Annotated in this window: 17 protein-coding genes; all 17 read right to left on the reverse strand. The window is 36.8% G+C overall.

What is annotated here, in order from left to right; genetic code table 11:
• Positions 1-3: 3 nt before the first annotated feature.
• A complete protein-coding gene (locus DL897_RS08350; RefSeq protein ID WP_113658701.1) occupies positions 4-627 on the reverse strand; it encodes a cytochrome (ubi)quinol oxidase subunit III in 624 nt (207 codons plus the stop codon).
• Positions 627-2,447: a cytochrome c oxidase subunit I gene (ctaD, locus tag DL897_RS08355; protein ID WP_420824131.1), complete on the reverse strand. Its 1,821-nt coding sequence runs from the start codon at positions 2,445-2,447 to the stop codon at positions 627-629. Before ctaD ends, DL897_RS08350 begins: the two co-directional genes overlap by 1 nt.
• Before the next feature lie 131 nt (positions 2,448-2,578).
• Complete coding sequence (gene coxB, locus DL897_RS08360) at positions 2,579-3,586, reverse strand: cytochrome c oxidase subunit II (protein ID WP_338067081.1); 1,008 nt, start codon at positions 3,584-3,586, stop codon at positions 2,579-2,581.
• 296 nt (positions 3,587-3,882) lie between these two features.
• Positions 3,883-4,839, reverse strand: a complete 957-nt coding sequence (gene cyoE, locus DL897_RS08365) for a heme o synthase (RefSeq protein WP_240627319.1) — start codon at positions 4,837-4,839, stop codon at positions 3,883-3,885.
• Between the two features lie 455 nt (positions 4,840-5,294).
• A complete protein-coding gene (locus tag DL897_RS08370) occupies positions 5,295-5,717 on the reverse strand; it encodes an ATP-binding protein (protein ID WP_113658702.1) in 423 nt (140 codons plus the stop codon).
• Positions 5,718-5,766: 49 nt separating this feature from the next.
• Complete coding sequence (locus DL897_RS08375) at positions 5,767-7,521, reverse strand: ABC transporter ATP-binding protein (RefSeq protein ID WP_113658703.1); 1,755 nt, start codon at positions 7,519-7,521, stop codon at positions 5,767-5,769.
• A 386-nt stretch (positions 7,522-7,907) separates the two neighbouring features.
• On the reverse strand, positions 7,908-8,687 hold the full coding sequence (gene codY / locus DL897_RS08380) for a GTP-sensing pleiotropic transcriptional regulator CodY (RefSeq protein WP_113658704.1): 780 nt from the start codon (positions 8,685-8,687) through the stop codon (positions 7,908-7,910).
• Positions 8,688-8,888: 201 nt separating this feature from the next.
• On the reverse strand, positions 8,889-9,404 hold the full coding sequence (gene lepB, locus DL897_RS08385) for a signal peptidase I (protein ID WP_168188717.1): 516 nt from the start codon (positions 9,402-9,404) through the stop codon (positions 8,889-8,891).
• Position 9,405: 1 nt separating this feature from the next.
• Positions 9,406-9,960: a DUF402 domain-containing protein gene (locus DL897_RS08390; protein ID WP_113658706.1), complete on the reverse strand. Its 555-nt coding sequence runs from the start codon at positions 9,958-9,960 to the stop codon at positions 9,406-9,408.
• A 111-nt stretch (positions 9,961-10,071) separates the two neighbouring features.
• Positions 10,072-10,893, reverse strand: coding sequence for a pyrroline-5-carboxylate reductase (gene proC, locus DL897_RS08395; protein ID WP_113658707.1), 822 nt, complete (start codon positions 10,891-10,893; stop codon positions 10,072-10,074).
• Positions 10,894-11,394: 501 nt separating this feature from the next.
• Positions 11,395-12,693 (reverse strand): S8 family peptidase, encoded by a 1,299-nt coding sequence (locus tag DL897_RS08400; protein WP_113658708.1) that lies wholly within the window; start codon positions 12,691-12,693, stop codon positions 11,395-11,397.
• Positions 12,694-12,808: 115 nt separating this feature from the next.
• Entirely contained in the window at positions 12,809-13,231 is a 423-nt protein-coding gene (locus DL897_RS08405; RefSeq protein ID WP_113658709.1) for a GNAT family N-acetyltransferase, read from the reverse strand.
• Positions 13,232-13,389: 158 nt separating this feature from the next.
• Complete coding sequence (locus tag DL897_RS08410) at positions 13,390-14,058, reverse strand: hypothetical protein (protein ID WP_113658710.1); 669 nt, start codon at positions 14,056-14,058, stop codon at positions 13,390-13,392.
• 285 nt (positions 14,059-14,343) lie between these two features.
• Positions 14,344-15,771 (reverse strand): aminodeoxychorismate synthase component I, encoded by a 1,428-nt coding sequence (pabB, locus tag DL897_RS08415; protein WP_113658711.1) that lies wholly within the window; start codon positions 15,769-15,771, stop codon positions 14,344-14,346.
• A 239-nt stretch (positions 15,772-16,010) separates the two neighbouring features.
• Positions 16,011-17,192 carry a VanW family protein gene (locus DL897_RS08420; protein WP_240627321.1) on the reverse strand — a complete coding sequence of 394 codons (1,182 nt, stop codon included), beginning with the start codon at positions 17,190-17,192 and terminating at the stop codon, positions 16,011-16,013.
• A gap of 295 nt (positions 17,193-17,487) precedes the next feature.
• Complete coding sequence (locus DL897_RS08425; protein ID WP_113658712.1) at positions 17,488-19,422, reverse strand: VanW family protein; 1,935 nt, start codon at positions 19,420-19,422, stop codon at positions 17,488-17,490.
• Positions 19,423-19,974: 552 nt separating this feature from the next.
• On the reverse strand, positions 19,975-21,870 hold the full coding sequence (locus tag DL897_RS08430; protein WP_168188718.1) for a VanW family protein: 1,896 nt from the start codon (positions 21,868-21,870) through the stop codon (positions 19,975-19,977).
• Positions 21,871-22,224 lie beyond the last annotated feature (354 nt).

Genomic DNA, 22,224 nt, shown 5'->3' on the forward strand with positions numbered 1-22,224 from the left:
CGATTACCCCACCTTTCCGAGCAAGTACACAAGTGTGAAAATAAATACCCACACAACATCGATAAAGTGCCAATATAGACTACTCAGAAACAGTTTAGGTGCCATCTCATAAGTAAGTCCGCGTCTGGCTGTTTGGATCATCAAGCCTATAATCCAACAAATCCCAAATGTTACGTGGGCTCCATGCGTTCCAACTAACGCATAGAACGAAGAGCCAAATGCACTGCTAGTAAACGTATGTCCCTCATGAACATAATGAACAAACTCATAAATCTCCAAAATCAAGAATGCAAGTCCTAATAAAACAGTCACACCCAGCCAAAACTGCATTGCACGTACATTAAGACGATTCATTGCGTTCATTGCCAAAACGCTCGTTAAACTACTAGTCAAAAGGAAAAATGTAGCTAAACCAACCAATTTTAAGTCATACAACTCTTGTGTAGTTGGACCGCCCATTGTTGAATTACGCAATGCTAAGTAAGTACCAAATAAACATGCAAAGAGGACTGTTTCAGCTCCAAGAAAAAGCCAGAAACCCATTACTTTATTTTTACCTTCTAAGGTAGCTTTTTCTAGGTGGCCAGGCTTAGTCGGACGATCAGTAGGATGAATATGCGAAGCCATTACGCTTTAACCTCCTTAGCCTTAGCCGAACCGTTAATCTCCTCAGGTTCGATATGATAACCGAAATCTTGTTCAAAAGATCGAATATACATCATGATAAAGGTAAAGGCGATACCAATTGCACCGATTATCCAAGATTTTACGACAAATCCGTACCCAGCAACGAACAATCCAAGAGACATTAACATAGGAATATATGATCCAGATGGCATATGAATCGAGCCTAATGGTTCTGCAGGAGTCATTTCTTTGTTACCAGCTTGTTTTTCTAACCAGAATGCATCCGCACCACGCACCAGTGGTAATTGAGCAAAATTGTATTCTGGTACTGGAGAAGGAATTGACCATTCAAGCGTACGACCATCCCACGGATCTGCAGGAGCCAACTCTTTACTTCTAGCCGCTTGGACAACAGCAACCATAAAGAAGATAGTACCTAACGTCATTCCTATGACCCCAATTGAACTAATCAAGTTTAACAATTCAAGGCCATGATTTGCTTGATAGGTAAAGACCCGACGTGGCATTCCAAATAGACCTAAGAAGTGTTGTGGGAAGAAGGTCATATGGAAGCCGATAAAGAATAACCAGAAATGCCATTTACCTAGCTTCTCACTGAGCATTTTGCCAAACATTTTTGGCCACCAGTAATATGCACCGGCAAATAAAGCGAATGCAGTACCACCTACAAGTACATAGTGGAAGTGAGCTACAACGAAATAACTATCTTGATATTGGTAGTCAGCAGGAGGAACAGATAACATGACCCCTGTCATACCACCGATAACGAAAGTAGGAACAAATCCAACTGCCCATAGCATTGGGGTTTTAAAGTGAATTTCTCCACCCCACATTGTAAAGAGCCAGTTAAAGACTTTAATCCCAGTCGGGACCGCGATCGCCATCGTAGCTACCGCAAAAATTGAGTTAGACATCGGTCCAAGTCCAACAGTAAACATATGGTGTACCCAAACCATGAAGCCTAGGAAACCAATTAATACAGTCGCAAATACCATTGAGGTATAACCGAATAGACGCTTTTTCGAGAAGGTACTGATAATCTCAGACATAATACCAAACGCTGGTAAGATAACGATATATACTTCTGGGTGACCAAAAATCCAGAACAAATGTTGCCAAATGACCGAACTTCCACCCATCGCATGATCGAAAATGGCGGCACCAAATACACGATCAAACATCAGAAGTAAAAGTGCCACAGTGAGTGGTGGCATTGCGAATACCAACAAAGCTGATGTAACGAATGAAGTCCAAGTAAACATCGGCATACGCAGGAAGGTCATTCCTGGAGTACGCATATTGATAATCGTTGCAATAAAGTTAATTCCGCTCATTAAAGAGCCAATACCTGTAATCTGTAAACCAAGTACATAATAGTCGACACCTAAACCTGGGCTATAGCTATTCAAGGCTAAGGACGTATAAGAAGTCCAACCTGCATTTGGTGCGCCACCAAAGAACCAACTCAAGTTAAGAAGTATACCACCCCAAAAGAATAGCCAGAAACCAAGTGAGTTTAAAAATGGGAATGCAACATCACGTGCCCCGATTTGCAGAGGCATAATTACGTTAATCAAACCAAAGATCATTGGCATAGCAGCCAAGAAAATCATGGTCGTTCCGTGCATAGTAAGTAATTGGTTAAAAATATCTCCAGTAAAGAGATCGTTATTAGGTACTGCTAACTGCAAACGCATAAAAATCGCTTCAAGTCCACCTATCAATAAAAAGAAAAAGCCAGACAGGAAGTACATGATACCGATTTTTTTATGATCCACTGTTGTGAGCCAATCCCACACCTTAGTTTGCCGCGCACGTAGTAGGAATTCTTTATTATATCCTCCTGTCAAAATCGCGGCTAAAAATAAGGTAAGGACAAGAAGGATGAGAAGTGTGCCCACAGTCGTCCCTCCCTCAATTCTCAAAATCCTTATTTGCTTTTCATTAAGTATTCCATCAGATTTTTCATTTCTTGATCGTTTAAGTAGTTAATCTTAGGCATACGAGCACCTGGTTTTACTGACTCAGGATCTTCTAACCATTTTTTAAGGTTTGTTTCATTATGTGATAAGATCCCTGCAATTGTTTCTCGTGTACCAAATTTACTTAAGTCAGGTCCTTTAATTTTTGGATTTGGATTTGCATGGCAGCTAATACAGTTTTGTTTAAAGATTTTTTCTCCTTCTTTTTCCGCTACAGTTTGCGGTTTATACGGAGTAGTCTGCTGCGCTACCCAATTATCAAAGTCCCCTTTGCTATGGGCATAGACTTTGAAATCCATGAGTGCATGACCTGCACCACAAAGTTCAGCACATTTCCCTTGGTATTTACCTGGCTGTTTCGCGTCAATCCACATCGTATTGACACGCCCAGGTACTACGTCAATTTTCCCCGCTAATGCAGGAACCCAGAAAGAGTGCAATACATCTTTACCATGAATTTCTAAGTATACCTTTTCCCCTGCAGGAATATGAAGTTCCTGTGCCGTTTTAAAACGTTTCCCATTTGCATTTAAGTATTCAAATTCCCACCAATATTGATACCCTGTCACTTTAATTTTTAGAGCATCTTCTGTTTTCGGCTGAGCAGCAGCCAATTTAAAGGTGGTTTGTACAGTAGGAACAGCCAATATAGCTAACAAAATAATTGGAATGACCGTCCAAACAATTTCCAACAGTGTACTTCCATGAACTTGTTTCACTTCACGAGTTACACCTTTTTTCTTCCGATAACGAATAAGTACATAAACAAAAATCGTAATAACAACTGCAAATACACCAAGCATAATTAAAATACTGAGGGTAATTAAGTCTAACTGCATATCCCCCGCGGTTCCTTTTGGTGTTAAAGCGTTAAGTCTAGGATCGCCACAACCAGCCAAAAGGAGAGCCATCAGTGCGAATACGGAAAGCACTCGCCACAAACGTTGTCGACTCACCACAATCAAACCTCGCTTTCTGTTACATTGGCTGAGCTGACTCACTAAATTCAGCACAAAAATAGTGGAGTCGTGTTCCTAGGGAGTTGTCTTCTATTCGGTATAAAGACTCAGAGGGCGCGGGCAAAAACCGTTTACAGTTTCATTGCCCGCGCTTCGTCTCTCGAAGACAACTTCTTTTAACACCATACTATGTTTTTCAGTGAAAGCCAAGCACCCTAGAACAGATCTCCTTGTGATGTTTAACAGCTCAACAGCATTTTATTTATTTTCAGCTTGATGCGCTGTTAGCATATTTAATACATCTTAATGATTTCAGTAATTCCCACATCAATAATCATCACTGATAATATGACAGTTAGGTAGATCAATGAGAATAGAAACATTTGCTTCGCCCATTGATCATCGTCCTTCGTATAAAAACCTTTTAAAGCCAAGGCAATATACACAACACCTAAAACTAGCGCAACAATAAGGTAAAACCAACTTAAAACCCCTGTGAAAAATAAAATCAGTGATGACAAACATAGTAGTAAGGTAAAAATAAAAGTTTGTTTTTTCGTCTCCTTAAAACCTTTTACCACAGGTAGCATGGGAATTCCCGCAGCACGGTAGTCTTCCACTTTCCGCATGGCTAGTGCGAAGAAATGAGGTGGCTGCCACATAAATAGGACTAGGAAAAGGGCCCATGCAGATAGATCCAGCGAATTTTTTACAGCAACCCAACCGATTAACGGAGGAATTGCACCACAAATCCCACCAATAACTGTATTTAGTGTACTGGTTCTTTTTAACCACATGGTATAAATAATGACATATACATAAAAGCCCATGAGTCCTAAAAAAGCAGCAAGTGCATTCACTCCAACCGCTAGAACTATAATACCAAGAATGGTTAAAATGATCCCATACCATAAAGCAATTGTTGGTCTAATCTTGCCTTCAGGTATCGCTCTTTGACGCGTTCGCTCCATTCTTGGATCGATATCACGATCATAATAGTTGTTGACTGTTCCGCCACCTGCAATAACCAAAGCAGTTCCTAACATCGTTAATAAAAAAGTCCAGACATTAAAAGAAGTGAAGCCTGCTGCGATCCAATATCCAGCAAATGTAGCTAAAAGGTTCGATTTATTTATACCTGGCTTGGTAATCTCAATATAATCACGCCAACCTGTCTTACCCGCTTCCAAATAAGACTCTGAAGGTATAAGCTGGTTTGTGGTTGATTGTTGAGGTATGGATCGTTCCACACTATGACCTCCTTTCCAGCTTAAAATGATACAGCACCTTCTTGAATGTCATATACAGTTAACAAATCTAAGGAGGTGAGAAAAATTGGTAATCACACTGAAAAAATATAAAATTTTATAGGGGCTTTTGCAGGGAAAAAAACAATTTCCCTTAAAAATATTAAAAATAAACCATTATGGGCCTTTAATATCATCATCATTGTAGATGATATAAAAAGTTAGTGCAAGAGTGAACGAAAAAGATTCATAATATGGAAATATCACGAGAAAAGGAAACTAATTAACGAAATCTCCATCTAATTTTAATCATCCATCAACTTGACATTTAAGTGACATTTATGTGAACTTTTTGTGTCGATAAATGAAAATCCTCCCTTTAACAATAATATCTACTTATCTCAAAATATAATACCGTCTTTTTAATAAAAGACGGTATCGGAATAGAGATATACTTTTTAGCTTTTTCCATTTAACATTGTACTGGTTTTTAACCACTTTATGACTTCAACACAAGTACCTTCTTCTAAGGTCTTAATGTTTATATCATCCATCAACATCCGAACTTGCTGAATTCCAGATGTTTCTCCATTATGCTTTCTTTTCGGTTCCATCAATAGCTCTTGTACATTAGGAATACCAGGTCCAAAATCCTCAACCTTGATTCGAAGCCCTTTTCGATCTGCTACAACCACTACTTCTACAGTAATTGTTCCTTCACTCGCATATTGAATTACATTTCTGGCGAGTTCTGACACAGACTGTACAATTCTCGCTTGATCTAATTCATCGAAGCCTAGACTTCTTGAAATCTCTCGCACTTCGCTTCTAGCATGGACAATATTCTCTTCCTCTTTTATCTGAAAAGTTGTTTTATCCACTTATTTTCGCCTCCATCATCTTGCGAGCATTTCTTTTGTCTCTTTCGTCTTAAGTAGATGGTAAATGAAGGTGTTGCACCTTAAACAACTGAGCATATTTCCCGTCTTGACTCATGAGCTGATCATGCGTTCCAATTTCTTTCACTTCTCCTTGCTCAATGAAAAAAATTTGATCTGCATGTGTAATCGTAGATAAACGATGCGCAACGATCAACGTCGTTCGGTGCTTTGCCAATCTTTCCAGAGACTCTTGAACCAAATGCTCTGATTGAAGATCCAAAGCGGAAGTTGCCTCATCCAGAATCAAAATCGCAGGATTTTTTAAGAACAACCTAGCTAAGGCCACTCGCTGCTTTTGACCACCTGACAGTTTCACTCCCCGTTCACCAATTTCTGTCTGATAGCCTTCTGGCAACTCCATAATAAAATCATGAGCATTCGCGGCTTTGGCTGCTTCAACCACTTCATCCATGGAAGCATCGATTTTCCCCATCCGTATATTTTCTTCTACAGATCCACTAAATAAAATGTTTTCTTGTAAAACAAGTCCAATCTGCTTACGTAAGCTACGAATTGTAAAATCACGGATGTCTCTGCCATCTATAAGTACCTTACCATCTGATACGTCATAAAAACGAGGAATCAGTGAGATTAGTGAAGATTTGCCCCCTCCACTCGGTCCCACCAACGCAACAGTTTGCCCAGACTGTATCTGTAAATGAACTCCTTTTAAAACCCAATCCTGTTTTTCATTATAACGAAAATAAACATGCCTAAATTCAATTTGCCCTTGTACTTGCTCAACATGGATCGCATCTGCTTGATCATTGATTTCATAAGGTTCATCTATAAATTCGAAGACACGATCCATCGAAGCATGAGCTTGGGTTAAAGTGGTTGATGAGTTCACTAAACGTCGAACCGGTGCATAAATTTGTGCTAAATATCCGTAGAAAGCAGTCATTTCACCAATCGTTAATCTTCCTTGAATCACCTCAAATGCTGAAACACCAATGACCAATATAGGTGCCAAATCAGTTATTGTATTAATCGCTGCAAAAGTTTTCCCTAACCATTTCGAGTGGCTAACTGCTCTCTCTAAAAATTGTTCATTTTTATTGACAAAATTCTTTTTTTCAACTTCCTCTAAATGAAATGCACGAATAACTGAAATACCTTGTACCCGCTCATGTAAATGTCCTTGTAGCTCAGCTAAAGCCTGAGATCTATCTTTGGTCAATTTTCGCAAATTCTTAAAAAAATACTTGACAGATACTCCGTACAATGGAAATACAGCTATGGAAATCAGTGTCATCCATGGATCTAACCAAAGCATCATCACAATTGCAATAACTAAAGTCACAGAATCAAGCCATATATTCATCATCCCGGTAACTACGAATTCTTTGGTTTGTTCCACATCGTTAATTACACGAGAAATAATTTGTCCAACTTTTTGATTGTGATAAAAACGTAAGGATAGTTTTTGTAAGTGATCAAATAAATGATTACGGAGATCAAATAAAACATTACTGGCAACCCGTTGTGCGAAATACTGTCTAAAATATTCTACAGGAATACGAACCACTGTAAATATAAAGAAAGCCCCGGCAATGACCCAGGCTAGTTTTTGCAATTTCTCTTCACTCGGTAACGAAGCTAATAGCAAATCATCAACTACGTATTTTAACAGGAGTGGAAGAAGAAGAGGAATCGCAAACTTAATAACACCGACTCCGAAAGTGAGTAAAATCTTTTTCCAATAAGGTTTAATAAATTGTAGATATCTGCGTACACTTCCCATCTCTTCGTCATCTCCTGAAGTGATACTACAATAATCTACCTCATTATAGCAAAGATTCGTTTTAGTTTGTTTGTCATATCTAGGTCTTTTACACAATTTAACGTGACAAAGACTGAAAAAGATTCAATTCTATTTATACTAAAACTAGGGATTGCTACCTTCAATAATTGGATCTCTTTACCTGTTTTCACGATTAGTAATTTAACGCATTCATTCAATAAACTGCAATAAATATTATATAACATTATACATTATTTTTATACTAATCTCAATATTGCCATGATATAATTAATTGTTTAGCCTATTTATGATGACATTATTTATTATAATAAATAAGCCTGAGATCTCAATTTATTAGAGTTCTCAGGCTTATTATTGGGTATATATTAATGACGAGCTTTTTCTAATGCAGGTAGTAGTTTCAGATTAAGGATTTTGATGTAAGTTCCTTTCATACCTAGAGAACGAGACTCAACTACACCTGCACTTTCTAACTTACGAAGCGCATTAACGATAACCGAACGTGTAATACCAACACGGTCTGCAATTTTACTTGCAACAAGTAAACCTTCAAGTCCATCTAATTCATTGAAAATATGTTCTGCAGCTTCTAATTCACTGAAAGATAATGAATTGATCGCTAATTGTACAACTGCACGGCTACGTGCTTCCTCCTCAACTTGACCAGCACGTTCACGAAGAATTTCCATACCTACAACTGTTGCCCCATACTCAGCTAAGATCAAGTCATCATCAACAAATGGTTCATTGATTCGAGAGAGAACCAAAATTCCCAAGTGGTCTCCGCCACCAATGACTGGAACTAAAGTAGTATAACCATGACGGAAAATGTCTTTCATTTCAGTTGGATAAGCGGTATAAGGGCTATCAACATCTACGTTTGGCATCGTTTTGTCTACTTCCATCAACAGTTTTGCGTATTCAGCTGGGAAAGTACGATCATGCAAATACTGTTGCATCCGTTCACTTTCGATTTGATGATCAATAGCCATGCCCAAAATTTTTCCTTCTGGGCTTAAAACATAAATATTTGCGTGCAATACATCACAAAGTACTTGCGCAACATCATCAAAGTCAACCAAATGATGTCCGACATTTTTTTGTAAGATTTTAGAAATACGACGTGTTTTTGTTAGTAAGTCCATCCTAGAATCCTCCTAGTTTAAATATTAGTTTATGATGAACGAATCACCCAGTTTGTGGGTATTTAAATCGGCCTTTTGATTACAAGAAAATTAAAGTAAACAATGGTAAAAGGGGATGCGCTTTTCCTATTATGCGATATTTTGACAAATAAGCAAAATACCTTTTGTGAACAATTTTCGAATTGTTATCCCATTCTTTCATTAAAGAAAAGCACTAAATGATGGTCGCCAGAGAATAAATTCAACTTTTCCATGAATTAATTTAATTGGTACTAAGCCTATACTCTGGTAGCGACTATCTCTGCTTGCAAATCGGTGCCGATTATCTCCCAACACAAACACAGTGTTTGGCATGACAGTAATTGGACCAAAGTCCCCATCTTCAATGTGTGTATCAATATAAGGCTCAGACACCATTTTTCCATTTCGATACACTACACCATGTTTTATTTGAATAGTATCACCAGAAACCCCAATTACTCTTTTTACCAGAAAACGATCCATTTGTGAAGGATCTTTAAAAGTAATTACATCTCCAATTTTTGGGCAATCTATTAAAACTCTTAATTTATTGACGAATAATCGATCCCCATCATGGATTGTAGGTAGCATGGAAGTACCATTAACGATCGAAAAAGCAACACCATACTCTTGTACCAAACAAATAAATAGGGTTACATGCATAAATACTAAAGTCCACTTCCCCAGGATTTTCATTTTACATTCGTCCATCTCCTCTTTTCAGTGATTGATAGCTTTGATACCAATACTGTGCAAATACAGGATGGAATGGATCTTGCTGTGTTCGAATCCGTTCTTCCACGCCAACAACTGCTTGTGAAATTTTCTTCACAATACAGTCAGGATAGTGGAAGCATTCCTGATGATCAGCGAATTCATCTTCATCAACAATCACATACTCAAGCGTAGGAGTAACAATGAAGTCAATATCATAGTCGATATAAGTAAGTGTCTGGTGCTCCTGATCTAATTGATAGGGTGAAGCAATATTTATGTAATACTCCTTCAATCTACCCTGATCATTGTAAAGCAAAATAGTGTTAAACCACTCATCTTGAAAAAATATACAAATCGCCAATCCTTGAAAAATCCCTTCACTTCCGTCAGCATTAACGACTTCTACATCATAGTTAGCAAGTATGAGCGGATTTTCAGCCTGTAGTACAACAGACTTCTTCCAAATGCGATGCATTTGATCTGGAAATTTCACACTTTTTATTCGAATGATATCTCCTCTTTCAAGTGACTTCATGATTCCCTCCTAAAATTCCATCCATTTACTTTATTTCCAAAAAAAGATCATCATATAACACAAAAAATCTGAATTCACTCAAGTGAAGAAAAACCGGACTTTTGTCCGGATTTAGAAAAACTGCCCCAGCTCTCTGGACCGTTCTTTAGCACGTAATACAGCTTCCTTCACTGCTTGATCCATTCGATATTTGGACAATACTTCTAAACCTGCGAGTGTAGTACCTCCTGGAGAAGTTACTTCTTTTCTTAAATCATTAGGCTTTTTCCCTGTTTCCACTAACATATGAGCAGCTCCCAAAATGGTTTGTAGAGTTAATTCTCGGGCTGTTTCAGGTTCCAATCCCGCATATATACCGGCTTTTTCTAATACCTCCACCATATAATAAAAATAGGCAGGACCACTTCCTGATAAACCGGTGACTGCATCCATCATTTCTTCTTTGACAGATACAACCATACCTATTGCCGAAAATATCTCAGCTGCGATTTTTTCATCTTCATCTGTTGCCCACTTACCTTTACAAATAGCCGTAGCAGAAAGACCAACAGCACATGATGTATTTGGCATTGCACGAATCACAGCATTTTTCCCTTGTAAAAGGTCCTCTAAATATTCAGTAGAAACACCTGCAGCTACTGAAATAATTAATTGCTTTTCAGTAATAAAATCTCTCCACTTTAGTAACGCACTTTTAACATCTTTAGGTTTCACTGCAATCATAACAATATTTGCCCTTTGTACTACTTTAGCTAAATCAGACTGCATACCTAACCCATACGTTTGATTTAAATGCTGTAATCGAGTGTAATTACTTTTATTTAGTATAGTTATATTTTGTCCTAAAATTTTATTTTTTTCAAGTAATCCGGATAAAATTGCTTCTGTAATCGAACCAGCACCCATAAAAACAAATTTTGTATCTTTTATCATGTTGATTCCCTCCTATAAAATTAAATAAAAAGAGCCTCTTTCATCCAAAGGACGAAAGAGGCTCCTTCCGCGGTACCACCTTTATTAGTGCATAAAAATGCACTCAACTCGTAAGTGACTTTCTAATCACTCACCTAGTAACGTAGGTGAACCGCTCTGATTTATCATCAGCCGTATCCGAAGGTGGGTTCAAATAGCCATTATGGTAAAACCTCTCAACCAAAGGGTTTTACTCTCTGTACTAATGAATCTATTTTACTAGCCTTCATCATCACGTTTGTTCTTCATAAACTTTGTTTTATTATTAAAGTAAAACATATTTAATGTCAATACCTAATCCCATGTATGTTAAATTTAGCTTTTGAGTCGTGTTCAATTTATTTTAAAATCGCCTTTCTATTGATAGACTTTCTTATAATATCATTAATTTTGATCGATTCATGATAATTTCATATTTATACAATCATTACCGATAAACTATATATTATGAAGTTTCAGTCTTTAGGGATGGGTAAAATTTTTTTGGAATTTTACATATTGTTTAGCTAACTTCACTGCTTTTTTTACATCGATAAAGCCAGCTTGATCTCCCTTAATTTCTTTGGATGTATTTGTTAAAATGCATTTAATATCGTTAGGACTTAACTGAGAATTTGCTTCAAGCAATTGTGCTATTACACCTGCTAGAAAAGGTGTTGCCATCGATGTTCCAGACAAGCGAATATAGTCATCATTAACCTTATTCTCTGGAAGTTGTTGATCCAGTATTGACCCTCGTACATTAAGAGAACAAATATCAGCTCCAGGAGCATATATATCAGGCTTTACAAGCCCATCTGGCGTAGGACCTCGACTTGAAAAAGGAGCAATTTCATCATCCTGGTGCGACTTCGTATTTTTGTCATCTGCTGCTCCAACAGTAATAATCACTGGATCATTTCCTGGAGTACTAATCGTTCCTGCATAAGGACCTTCATTTCCTGCTGCAGCAACAACGACAATACCATGATGCCATGCCTTTTCGGCAGCTTGTGCTAGAGGATCTTGCCGGTATGGCATCGTTGCTGGAGATCCCAGTGATAACGAAATAATTCGAATTCCATATTCATCTCTTTTCTTCACACACCATTCAATCCCACGTATCACATTGGATAAACTCCCGCCACCTTCTGCATCAAGTGCCTTAATCCCCACTAAATTAGCTTCAGGAGCTGCTCCCATATAAAGCCCTTGGGAAAGTCTACCATTCCCAGCTGCACTTCCCGCACAATGTGTACCATGCCCTTGGTCATCATAAGGAGCTTTCTTACCATGGATAAGATCATGAAACCCTATGATCCGGTTTTTGGGCTCAATTAAATCTTTATGTGGATGGATACCTGTATCAATGATTACGATAGTAACACCTTTACCCGTTAATCCTTTTTGTAATTGTACATCTAAAGAGCCAGTGGTTTTTTTAGCTACATCTAGAAAGAGCTGTACTTTTCGATCATAGAAAATATGAGCCACTTGATCATATTCTGACAAGCTACGAATTGTTTCAGGATGAATCCGTCCATAGAATCCAGAGAGAAGTGATAAATAACCGTCTACTGCATTACACGACCTCTCGGCGCATAGTTCATACAGTTCATGCACAAATTGTTCATCTGTCTCTTCTTTTAACTGAACAATAACAGGTATAGATGCTTGTTCAGCATCGACACTTCGGGTACGTATATGTTGCAGTTCAAAACGGAGACTTGGGTCAATCATTCTTTCACTTTCCAAAAACCAAGCCTTTTTCCATTTAATCATAGACATCCCTCCAATAAGTATATATTCACGGTTTTAGATGAAATCCCCTGCATGTAGACATAATAAAAAATCTACCTAAGTAGGCAGATTTTTTTATCATAAATCTTATGAAATTTCAACCAAATGCTAACAAGTCCTTTTCATAACGTGTATGACACCAATTACTAAAACCTAAATGTTGGTAAAATGGGGCTAAATTCTCTGTACCCTCATCGACAGTAATATAAATTCTTTTAACCCCTTTACGTTGAAAGCGAGCATATAAAGCGTTAACAAGTGCCGTACCAATTTTTTGGTTTCGATAGTCGGGATGTACAGCTAAACAGTAGAAAAATCCACTCTGGCCATCCATCGTACCAACAATCGCGCCAACAACTTCTCCATGATCTGCTTCAGCCACAATCACCAAGTCACGATCCCGTGCTAGTTGATCTGATAAAACGCGGAGAGTTTCTCTTTCTTTCTTGTGTGATGCTGTCATAGCCCAAATTTGTTGCACGGCTATGATATCGGATAATTGAAAAGAGCGAAGGCGCATCAAACTTACCCCCCGAATTCTCTGTTATATAATAACATGGAATCAATTTATAATAGCTTAAACATAGTTTAGTATATTAATAGATTGTTGGCAATTTGTAAAGAGAAATATTTTTGAATTCATCATGTAATATCAGCCTATTATACCTAATCAATAGCCTATTTATCCTTTTTTTCTCGAGATTTGACCGTATTACTCACGTTCCAAGTCCATGGAATATATAGTAAAATAATAACAGAAACAAACAATTCTTTATATTTTATCCATGAAAAATTGATACTACTAATGAAAAGAAATCCCCACAACCCTAAAGACCACCAACACAAAGATATCGTAAAACCACGATCATAAAACATGACAAACGTAAAAATTAAACCTGCAATCGAAAAACAAAGTGGAATAAAGAGCTCACTTAAGTTCATTAGTATACGATCCCAGTCTAAAATATGTTTTATTAAATCGGTTGAAGGAGCATAAAAAAATAGCTCTGAGAGTGTAGGAATAATCATCACCTGAATTAAATGAAAAATGAAAGCAGCGACTGTTCCAATCATAGAAATAAACCATGCGCAATGTAGCCATATCCGATAAGTAGTATCTAAAACCTTTAACAAGTACGTAAACATAAGCATGACACTGACTAAACTTAGGATCATAGTACTCCAGGATAAAACTACCCAATATTTATTGTTATAGATATAAGTCAAACGATGGACTATAGGTCCACTTGTTACTTTAATTAGGACAAAAAAAATACAAAACAAAGTGAATACATGAAAGACCGTAGCCCCTTTTAACACCCATGCCATCCATCCTTTGGTTACCATTCACATCCCACTCTCCACTTTTCAGCCCTACTAACATCATTCCCAATCATTTTTTCTTATAAAACATAAATTTTCATTCATTGGGTTTCCCACGACTCTACCAAATGAATGATGAAATATGGCTAGTTAAGTTAGTAAAGTGACTCTCGGACTTTAAAATAGAAAATGCCTGTACCACTATAGATCGTGTTACAAGCATTTGGGGGTGGGTTTATTTAGTTCTACCCTTATGGGCAGCTTCAATAGCTAATTGGTAAATCGCCAACCAGAATAAGAAAGACGTTTTTAATGTACATAGGAGTTCTTTACTTGCAAAATCGCTTTTTTTAAAGCATAAGCTTTATCTCTGGTCTCTTGGTATTCTTTCTCTGGATCTGAATCGGTCACAATTCCTCCACCTACATGTAATAGAGCTTGTCTTGAACAACAAATAATCGTACGAATAACCATGCTCAAATCAAAATTTCCTCGTACGTCCAGATAGCCTAAGCCACCTGAGTAAATTCCCCTTCTTTCATTTTCAAGTTCGTTCAATAATTCCATCGCTCTAATTTTAGGAGCTCCTGTCATGGATCCTCCTGGAAATACGGCTTTAATAGCTTCCATTATTTTTATCTCTGGGAGCAACTTTCCCCTTACAGTCGAAACAAGTTGATGAACTGTAGCATAAGATTCCACTTGTAGCAAATCGGGTACCCAAACTTGCCCAGTCATACACACCTTACCAAAGTCATTACGTACAAGATCAACAATCATTAAATTTTCAGCACGATCTTTTTCGCTAGATACTAAATCCTCAATTGTAATTTGATCAAGCTTAGCATCGGAAGAACGAGGACGTGTACCTTTAATAGGTCGACTTTCCAAACATCGCTTACTATCCAGTTTTACAAAACGCTCTGGTGAAGTTGATAAAATAGATAAATTTCCAAATTGTATATAACTTGAAAAAGGTGCAGGATTAATCTGACGCAATAATCGATATAAAGTAAAGGGGTCATCAATCGAAGTTGTAATAGGGTAAGTAAAACAGGCTTGATAAATATCCCCCTGAGCAATATAGGACTTAATTTTATTTACTTTTTTTATATAACTTTGTTTAGTCTCTTTTGCTAAAAACGAAATATCGTCCATATTGATTTGGGGTGAACATAATGGTAATTCGGGTAATACCTGTTCAGAAGCCCCTCTTATTCGCTCAATTTCTCTTTTCATATTATATTGTGCTATTTCTGGTTGTTCATCTATTACCAAATAGCTTAACCATGTTTTCTGTTCGATGTGATCATGAATTAGAACCTGATCAACAAACATCCACCAAGCTTCTGGCAGACTAAAGAATTCATTGGACTGATTAGAAATTTTATCTGCATATTGTTTCATTTCATAACCAAGATAGCCAATCATCCCCCCAAGAAATGGAATAAAATCATACTGACTATCTACTTTATAATCATCCAATATCTTTTGTAATGCTAAAAATGGATTTATCGATAAAGTTTGATGACGACGATTTGAAAAAGTAATTTGTGTTACTCCTTTATTTATTTTGACTAGAAAACGAGGATTAGCCCCCATAAAAGAGTAACGGCTCATTCCTTTTACAAGTAAATTTCCATCTAACCAAAAAGCATAAGGACATGACTGATAGACTTTTGCAAAAACTCTTTCTAAATGGGGAGTAAAAGGAATCTCTTCAAGTAAAATCCTCATTATCTAGCACCTACCCTTTGTATAACTACAATACCAAAAACACCTAAAAGCCCTTATAACTGATTATTTTTGAATCGGAGCTATATCGGGAAAAGCATATGGATAGAACAACCTCTATCATACCGTATCTATTAAAAATATAGAAGAACCACCCAGTACACACTAGGTGGTTCTATTTTGCATTTAAGATATTCGCTTACTTATAATCGCTCGTTATACAACAGTTTTTCACATCATACTTAAGGATTGGTAGATTTTTGCCCATTTGGATCTTGATCTACCGGTTTTATATCTTGATTGGGCTCCGTTGGTTTTTGAGGATCTTGGTTTGGTTGACTTGGATTTTGAGCATCTTGATTTTGGTCTTTTTTATCTGGATCATTATTGTTGATTTTATCATCCTTCGGTAAGTTTGCGTTAGGTTTAGTAGGATCTTTTACTTTCTCCTGCTTAATTTGTGCTTTATTAGGGGCATCAGGAACAATCCGTTTATTCGGTTCTAACTCAGGAACGCTATAAATATGAACAGTGATCGAAGTCTCTTTCATTACAACCCGAATTGCGATAGGTTTTTTATAATTATTCTTAAACTCAAAATCCGGTCCACCATCTGAAACTGTTGCATCTCTATTTGGTGGAACATAGGTAACACCTTTACTATGATGCTGTAATCTAGTAATTCTTAATCCTGCTCTATCTGCACTATTATATAAAGTAGAAGAAACTTGACAAATTCCTCCACCAATTCCTTGGGTAAACTCTCCTTTAACAATCACTGTAGCTGGCTTATAACCATGGGCAGCATCATGTGGACCTGTTTCCTTATTAAAGGAAAATTTCTCTCCAGGATTCACGACGATTTTATCCATGGCTTCTGCTGCTAAACGAATATTCGTGTTCCGATTTGTATTCTGACTATCAAAGTAGGTAACATAACTAGCAATTTTCTTTTTATCTACGTTTTTAAGATCTTCTGCTGTCACTAATGGGTCTTTATCAACAAGAGGAATCTCTGTCGTTTTATTAATTAATGGTTTTAAATCACTTAACCATTCATCTATCTTTTTGGGATCCATCACACGGCCTCTTTGCTCAGGAGCAATAGGTGATCCAATTTTATCCATTTTCGCATTTTTAGGACGCTGTTCCACTTCTTTTTTTACTTTTTCTTCTATCCATTTCTCAACTTCTTTTTTATTAATAGTTGAAGTATCTTTACCATCATAACCAACTTTTGATAAATCCAAAGTAAATGTTTTATCGTCTGATTTTAGCTTGATGGAGTGTTCTGGACCAAGGCCGACTGTTTCTTTAACAGATTCGGAGACAGCTTCTGTTTTTTCCTTATCACTAACGAAGTAAAAAATAAGCCCTCCTATTACGCCCAGGGCTATAACCAAGATCCCTAATATCTTTTTCACTAAATTTAACCCCCTAGTATATCTCAAGCTTCAACTCCAAAACTTCAGCTCTTACAATATACACGATTCGTATCAAAAGCTCTACTTAAATTTAGTTTAATTATAAATAATTCATATACTTGTTAGATAATATATAAAAAGTTTCCTTAATTAGCGCTGTAAACATCGTTTTCTTTTTGCAGTTTTCCTTCTACCGTTTCACTCTTATAGTTGTCAATCCCATTAGAAAAAAAAGCTTCTCACTTACTTACATAAAGTGAGAAGCTTTTTTTTTATACATTAGGACTTCATATGATTATAAGCTATTTGCATCATCTGATTTTTGTGGATCCATAGGCACATCCATCATATCATCTTCATGTTTGTTTTTACCTTTTTTCTTCATATCTTGTTTGATTTTTTCCTCTAACGGATCATATCCTAAAAGAAGTTTGGTAAATGATTCGGTTTTAACTTTTTGACTGTTTAGTTCTGCTAATTCATCTTTGGTTAATTTTTTAGCACCAGGAATCGTATAAACAGATACAACCACATCCGGACCTGAAGCATCTGCTTTAATCAAAACTGGCTTATCATAAGGATTGGCAAATTTTAAATCCGTATAATCATAAGCAATTGTTGCATCTTCGCCTAATGGTACATAGCCAACTGGTTTACTATGAGGTCTACGTTCCACAATCGTTAGTTTGTTTTTTACTGCTTGGTATAGCGTTGTGGATACTTGGCAGATGCCTCCACCATAGCCCGTTGCCATTTTTCCATTTACGATAACCCCAGCTGGCAAATATCCCTTATCGGCTGTGGTATCTCCAACATATCCATTCCATGAAAATGTTTGCCCTGGTTTTAACACAAAATCATCAATTGTATTGGAAGCGATTCGAATATTCTTTACACGCGCTCCCGTTGAGCCACCTAAAACGGTATCATAGGTTCCCAGCTTTTTGTTCATATTTTTTAGGTCAGCAACTGTTAAAGCTGGTTTATCTTCAACCATGGGGATTTCCTTCGGACGATTATATAGTTTCTTAATATTTCCTTCCTTAAACCAATCCGCAACTTGTTTGGTATCCACTAAGCTACCTGTTTTATCTGGATTAATTCCCGTATTCGCTTTTTTATCTTTAAATGTCGCATTCACTGCTGGGCGATCCAACTCTTTGCGAATACCATCCAGCCATGCTGCTAACTGCTTTTTATCAATCGTTGCGTAATTTTCCCCATCAAAGCCAATTTTCTTTAAGTCTAAATCATATTTTTTCTGACCTGCTGTCAGTTGTACATTATATCCTTTAAACAATGGTTGAACTTCTTGTAAATAATACTCGGTTTTTGAAAACTTACTAAATCCAAATGCTCCCCCACCGATCAGCACTAAGCTGGCTGCCAGACCAATGATCCATTTTTTTGAACGCTGAAGAAAGGAGGGTCTCTCTTCAGTAATCGATATCGGTGGTTTTACGGGTGGTGTTGGATCCGGCAGCTTAACTTTTATATCTTCTTCTATTGATGGTTTAAATCCAGATGATACATCTTTCTGTTCGTCAAAAATAGGTTTTTCTTTATCCGAAACTTCAAACGGTCTATCAAAGAAAGCCACATCGTTAAGAGATTTATTTTCTTCCGAAGCTTTTGGCTCTTCATCTTTCTTTTCGATACTCTCTTCTGGTTCATGTTTAGCTTGAACTTCTTTTTCTTCAGATGACATTTCAGCAGTTAGTTCCTGCTTATCTTCTGTCTCCTCCTCTAAGGTAGCAAATAATACTTCGTTGCTATCTTCATCTTTTTCTACATCTGCTCTAGATGTTTCATCCTTACTTTCAGCATTTTCTTGTTCTTCTTTTACTTCTTCTACCTCTGATTGATCCTCTTGTTCACTGGTGCCCCACTCATCAAAAATGGAGATCTCCTCATTAGAATCTTGCTCTTCTTTGGCAGCAGCCTCTTCTACTGAAGTTGATGTATCTGCTACTTCTTTTTCGGACTTAGCGGATTCATCTTTCTCTTCAGTATCTGATTCTTCTGCTGCATCAGTACCCCAGTGATCAAATAGAGAGATAGAGTCATCTGAATCCTCTTTGTCCTTCATTTCTTCCTGCGAAGAAGAATCTGGAGCATCTTCATTAAAAGCAAAACCTTCTAAACCTACATCCTCTTCTGAAGCTTTCTCTTGCTCCTCTTGATCTGGAAGATTTTCCTCCCCAAGCATATTCTTTTTTTTGTCTTCCACTCTGTTCTTCTCTCCTTTGATGTAATCTCATATGAAACTGCTTGTTGCTGTTATCTACAGGGAGTAAGTGGATTATTTCAAATGAATCAAGTAAATTTATATCCAAATATGGATATATTTTACAATCCTTAGCTGTATTTAATTAAGTAACAACAAGCAAGTATAAACAAAAATTCATGTAGTAGATGCTTATCTTCTTACTTCAAACTGGTTATGTTATTTGTTATAAATAAATATCCATTAACTATATATATGTTAAAATATACATGATTCAAAAGAAATCAGCCACTGAAATCTTAGCTATTCTTGTATAATTCATACATCTGTTAGGAAAAATTTACAAAATGTTCACCAGTGTTATCTTGCTAATTTGGCTTTGTTGTAAAAAGGGATGAATCAAAATAGTAGGACTAAATAAGTTACTCCTAAAATAATGCCCGTATCACATCGATAGTGGTACGGGCTTCTTATATTTCGCTTCACTTTAAATGAAAAGTTGGGATTAAAAACTTTTGATTGATCCCCTTTTGTTATACAACAGGCTTCATATGATTATAAGCTATTTGCATCATCTGATTTTTGTGGATCCATAGGCACATCCATCATATCATCTTCATGTTTGTTTTTACCTTTTTTCTTCATATCTTGTTTGATTTTTTCCTCTAACGGATCATATCCTAAAAGAAGTTTGGTAAACGATTCGGTTTTAGCTTTTGGACTGTTTAGTTCTGCTAATTCATCTTTGGTTAATTTTTTAGCACCAGGAATCGTATAAACAGATACAACCACATCCGGACCTGAAGCATCTGCTTTAATCAAAACTGGCTTATCATAAGGATTGGCAAATTTTAAATCCGTATAATCATAAGCAATCGTTGCATCTTGACCTAATGGTACATAGCCAACTGGTTTACTATGAGGTCTACGTTCCACAATCGTTAGTTTGTTTTTTACTGCTTGGTATAGCGTTGTGGATACTTGGCAGATGCCTCCACCATAGCCCGTTGCCATTTTTCCATTTACGATAACCCCAGCTGGCAAATATCCCTTATCGGCTGTGGTATCTCCAACATATCCATTCCATGAAAATGTTTGCCCTGGTTTTAACACAAAATCATCAATTGTATTGGAAGCGATTCGAATATTCTTTACACGCGCTCCCGTTGAGCCACCTAAAACGGTATCATAGGTTCCCAGCTTTTTGTTCATATTTTTTAGGTCAGCAACTGTTAAAGCTGGTTTATCTTCAACCATGGGGATTTCCTTCGGACGATTATATAGTTTCTTAATATTTCCTTCCTTAAACCAATCCGCAACTTGTTTGGTATCCACTAAGCTACCTGTTTTATCTGGATTAATTCCCGTATTCGCTTTTTTATCTTTAAATGTCGCATTCACTGCTGGGCGATCCAACTCTTTGCGAATACCATCCAGCCATGCTGCTAACTGCTTTTTATCAATCGTTGCGTAATTTTCCCCATCAAAGCCAATTTTCTTTAAGTCTAAATCATATTTTTTCTGACCTGCTGTCAGTTGTACATTATATCCTTTAAACAATGGTTGAACTTCTTGTAAATAATACTCGGTTTTTGAAAACTTACTAAATCCAAATGCTCCCCCACCGATCAGCACTAAGCTGGCTGCCAGACCAATGATCCATTTTTTTGAACGCTGAAGAAAGGAGGGTCTCTCTTCAGTAATCGATATCGGTGGTTTTACGGGTGGTGTTGGATCCGGCAGCTTAACTTTTATATCTTCTTCTATTGATGGTTTAAATCCAGATGATACATCTTTCTGTTCGTCAAAAATAGGTTTTTCTTTATCCGAAACTTCAAACGGTCTATCAAAGAAAGCCACATCGTTAAGAGATTTATTTTCTTCCGAAGCTTTTGGCTCTTCATCTTTCTTTTCGATACTCTCTTCTGGTTCATGTTTAGCTTGAACTTCTTTTTCTTCAGATGACATTTCAGCAGTTAGTTCCTGCTTATCTTCTGTCTCCTCCTCTAAGGTAGCAAATAATACTTCGTTGCTATCTTCATCTTTTTCTACATCTGCTCTAGATGTTTCATCCTTACTTTCAGCATTTTCTTGTTCTTCTTTTACTTCTTCTACCTCTGATTGATCCTCTTGTTCACTGGTGCCCCATTCATCAAAAATGGAGATCTCCTCATTAGAATCTTGCTCTTCTTTGGCAGCAGCCTCTTCTACTGAAGTTGATGTATCTGCTACTTCTTTTTCGGACTTAGCAGATTCATCTTTCTCTTCAGTATCTGATTCTTCTGCTGCATCAGTACCCCAGTGATCAAATAGAGAGATAGAGTCATCTGAATCCTCTTTGTCCTTCATTTCTTCCTGCGAAGAAGAATCTGGAGCATCTTCATTAAAAGCAAAATCTTCTAAACCTACATCCTCTTCTGAAGCTTCCTCTTGCTCCTTTTGAATTGGCAAGGATTCCTCTTCAAGCCTATTCTTTTTTTGTATTTCACTCTGTTCGTCTCTCCTTTGATGGAATTCCATGTAGTAATGCTTAATATTATTGTTTACAGAAAATAGGTGATCTTAAATATTTTAGGTAAATTTATATTGAGTTTAAGACATAAACTTTTAGCTTCACCTATACTAAAATATACATGACCCCTAGGAAATCAGCCATATATTATTATATAATTCATACATCATTTATTAAAAATATATAAATTATTCATTAGTATTTCTTAAAAAGTACAATATTTGCTTAAACCAAAATAGGACTTCTCTAAATTTAAGAGAAGCCCTTCACTTGTTGAATAAAGCCTACTTATA

Source organism: Thermoflavimicrobium daqui (genome assembly GCF_003313465.1).
Classification (GTDB): Bacteria; Bacillota; Bacilli; order Thermoactinomycetales; family Thermoactinomycetaceae; genus Thermoflavimicrobium; species Thermoflavimicrobium daqui.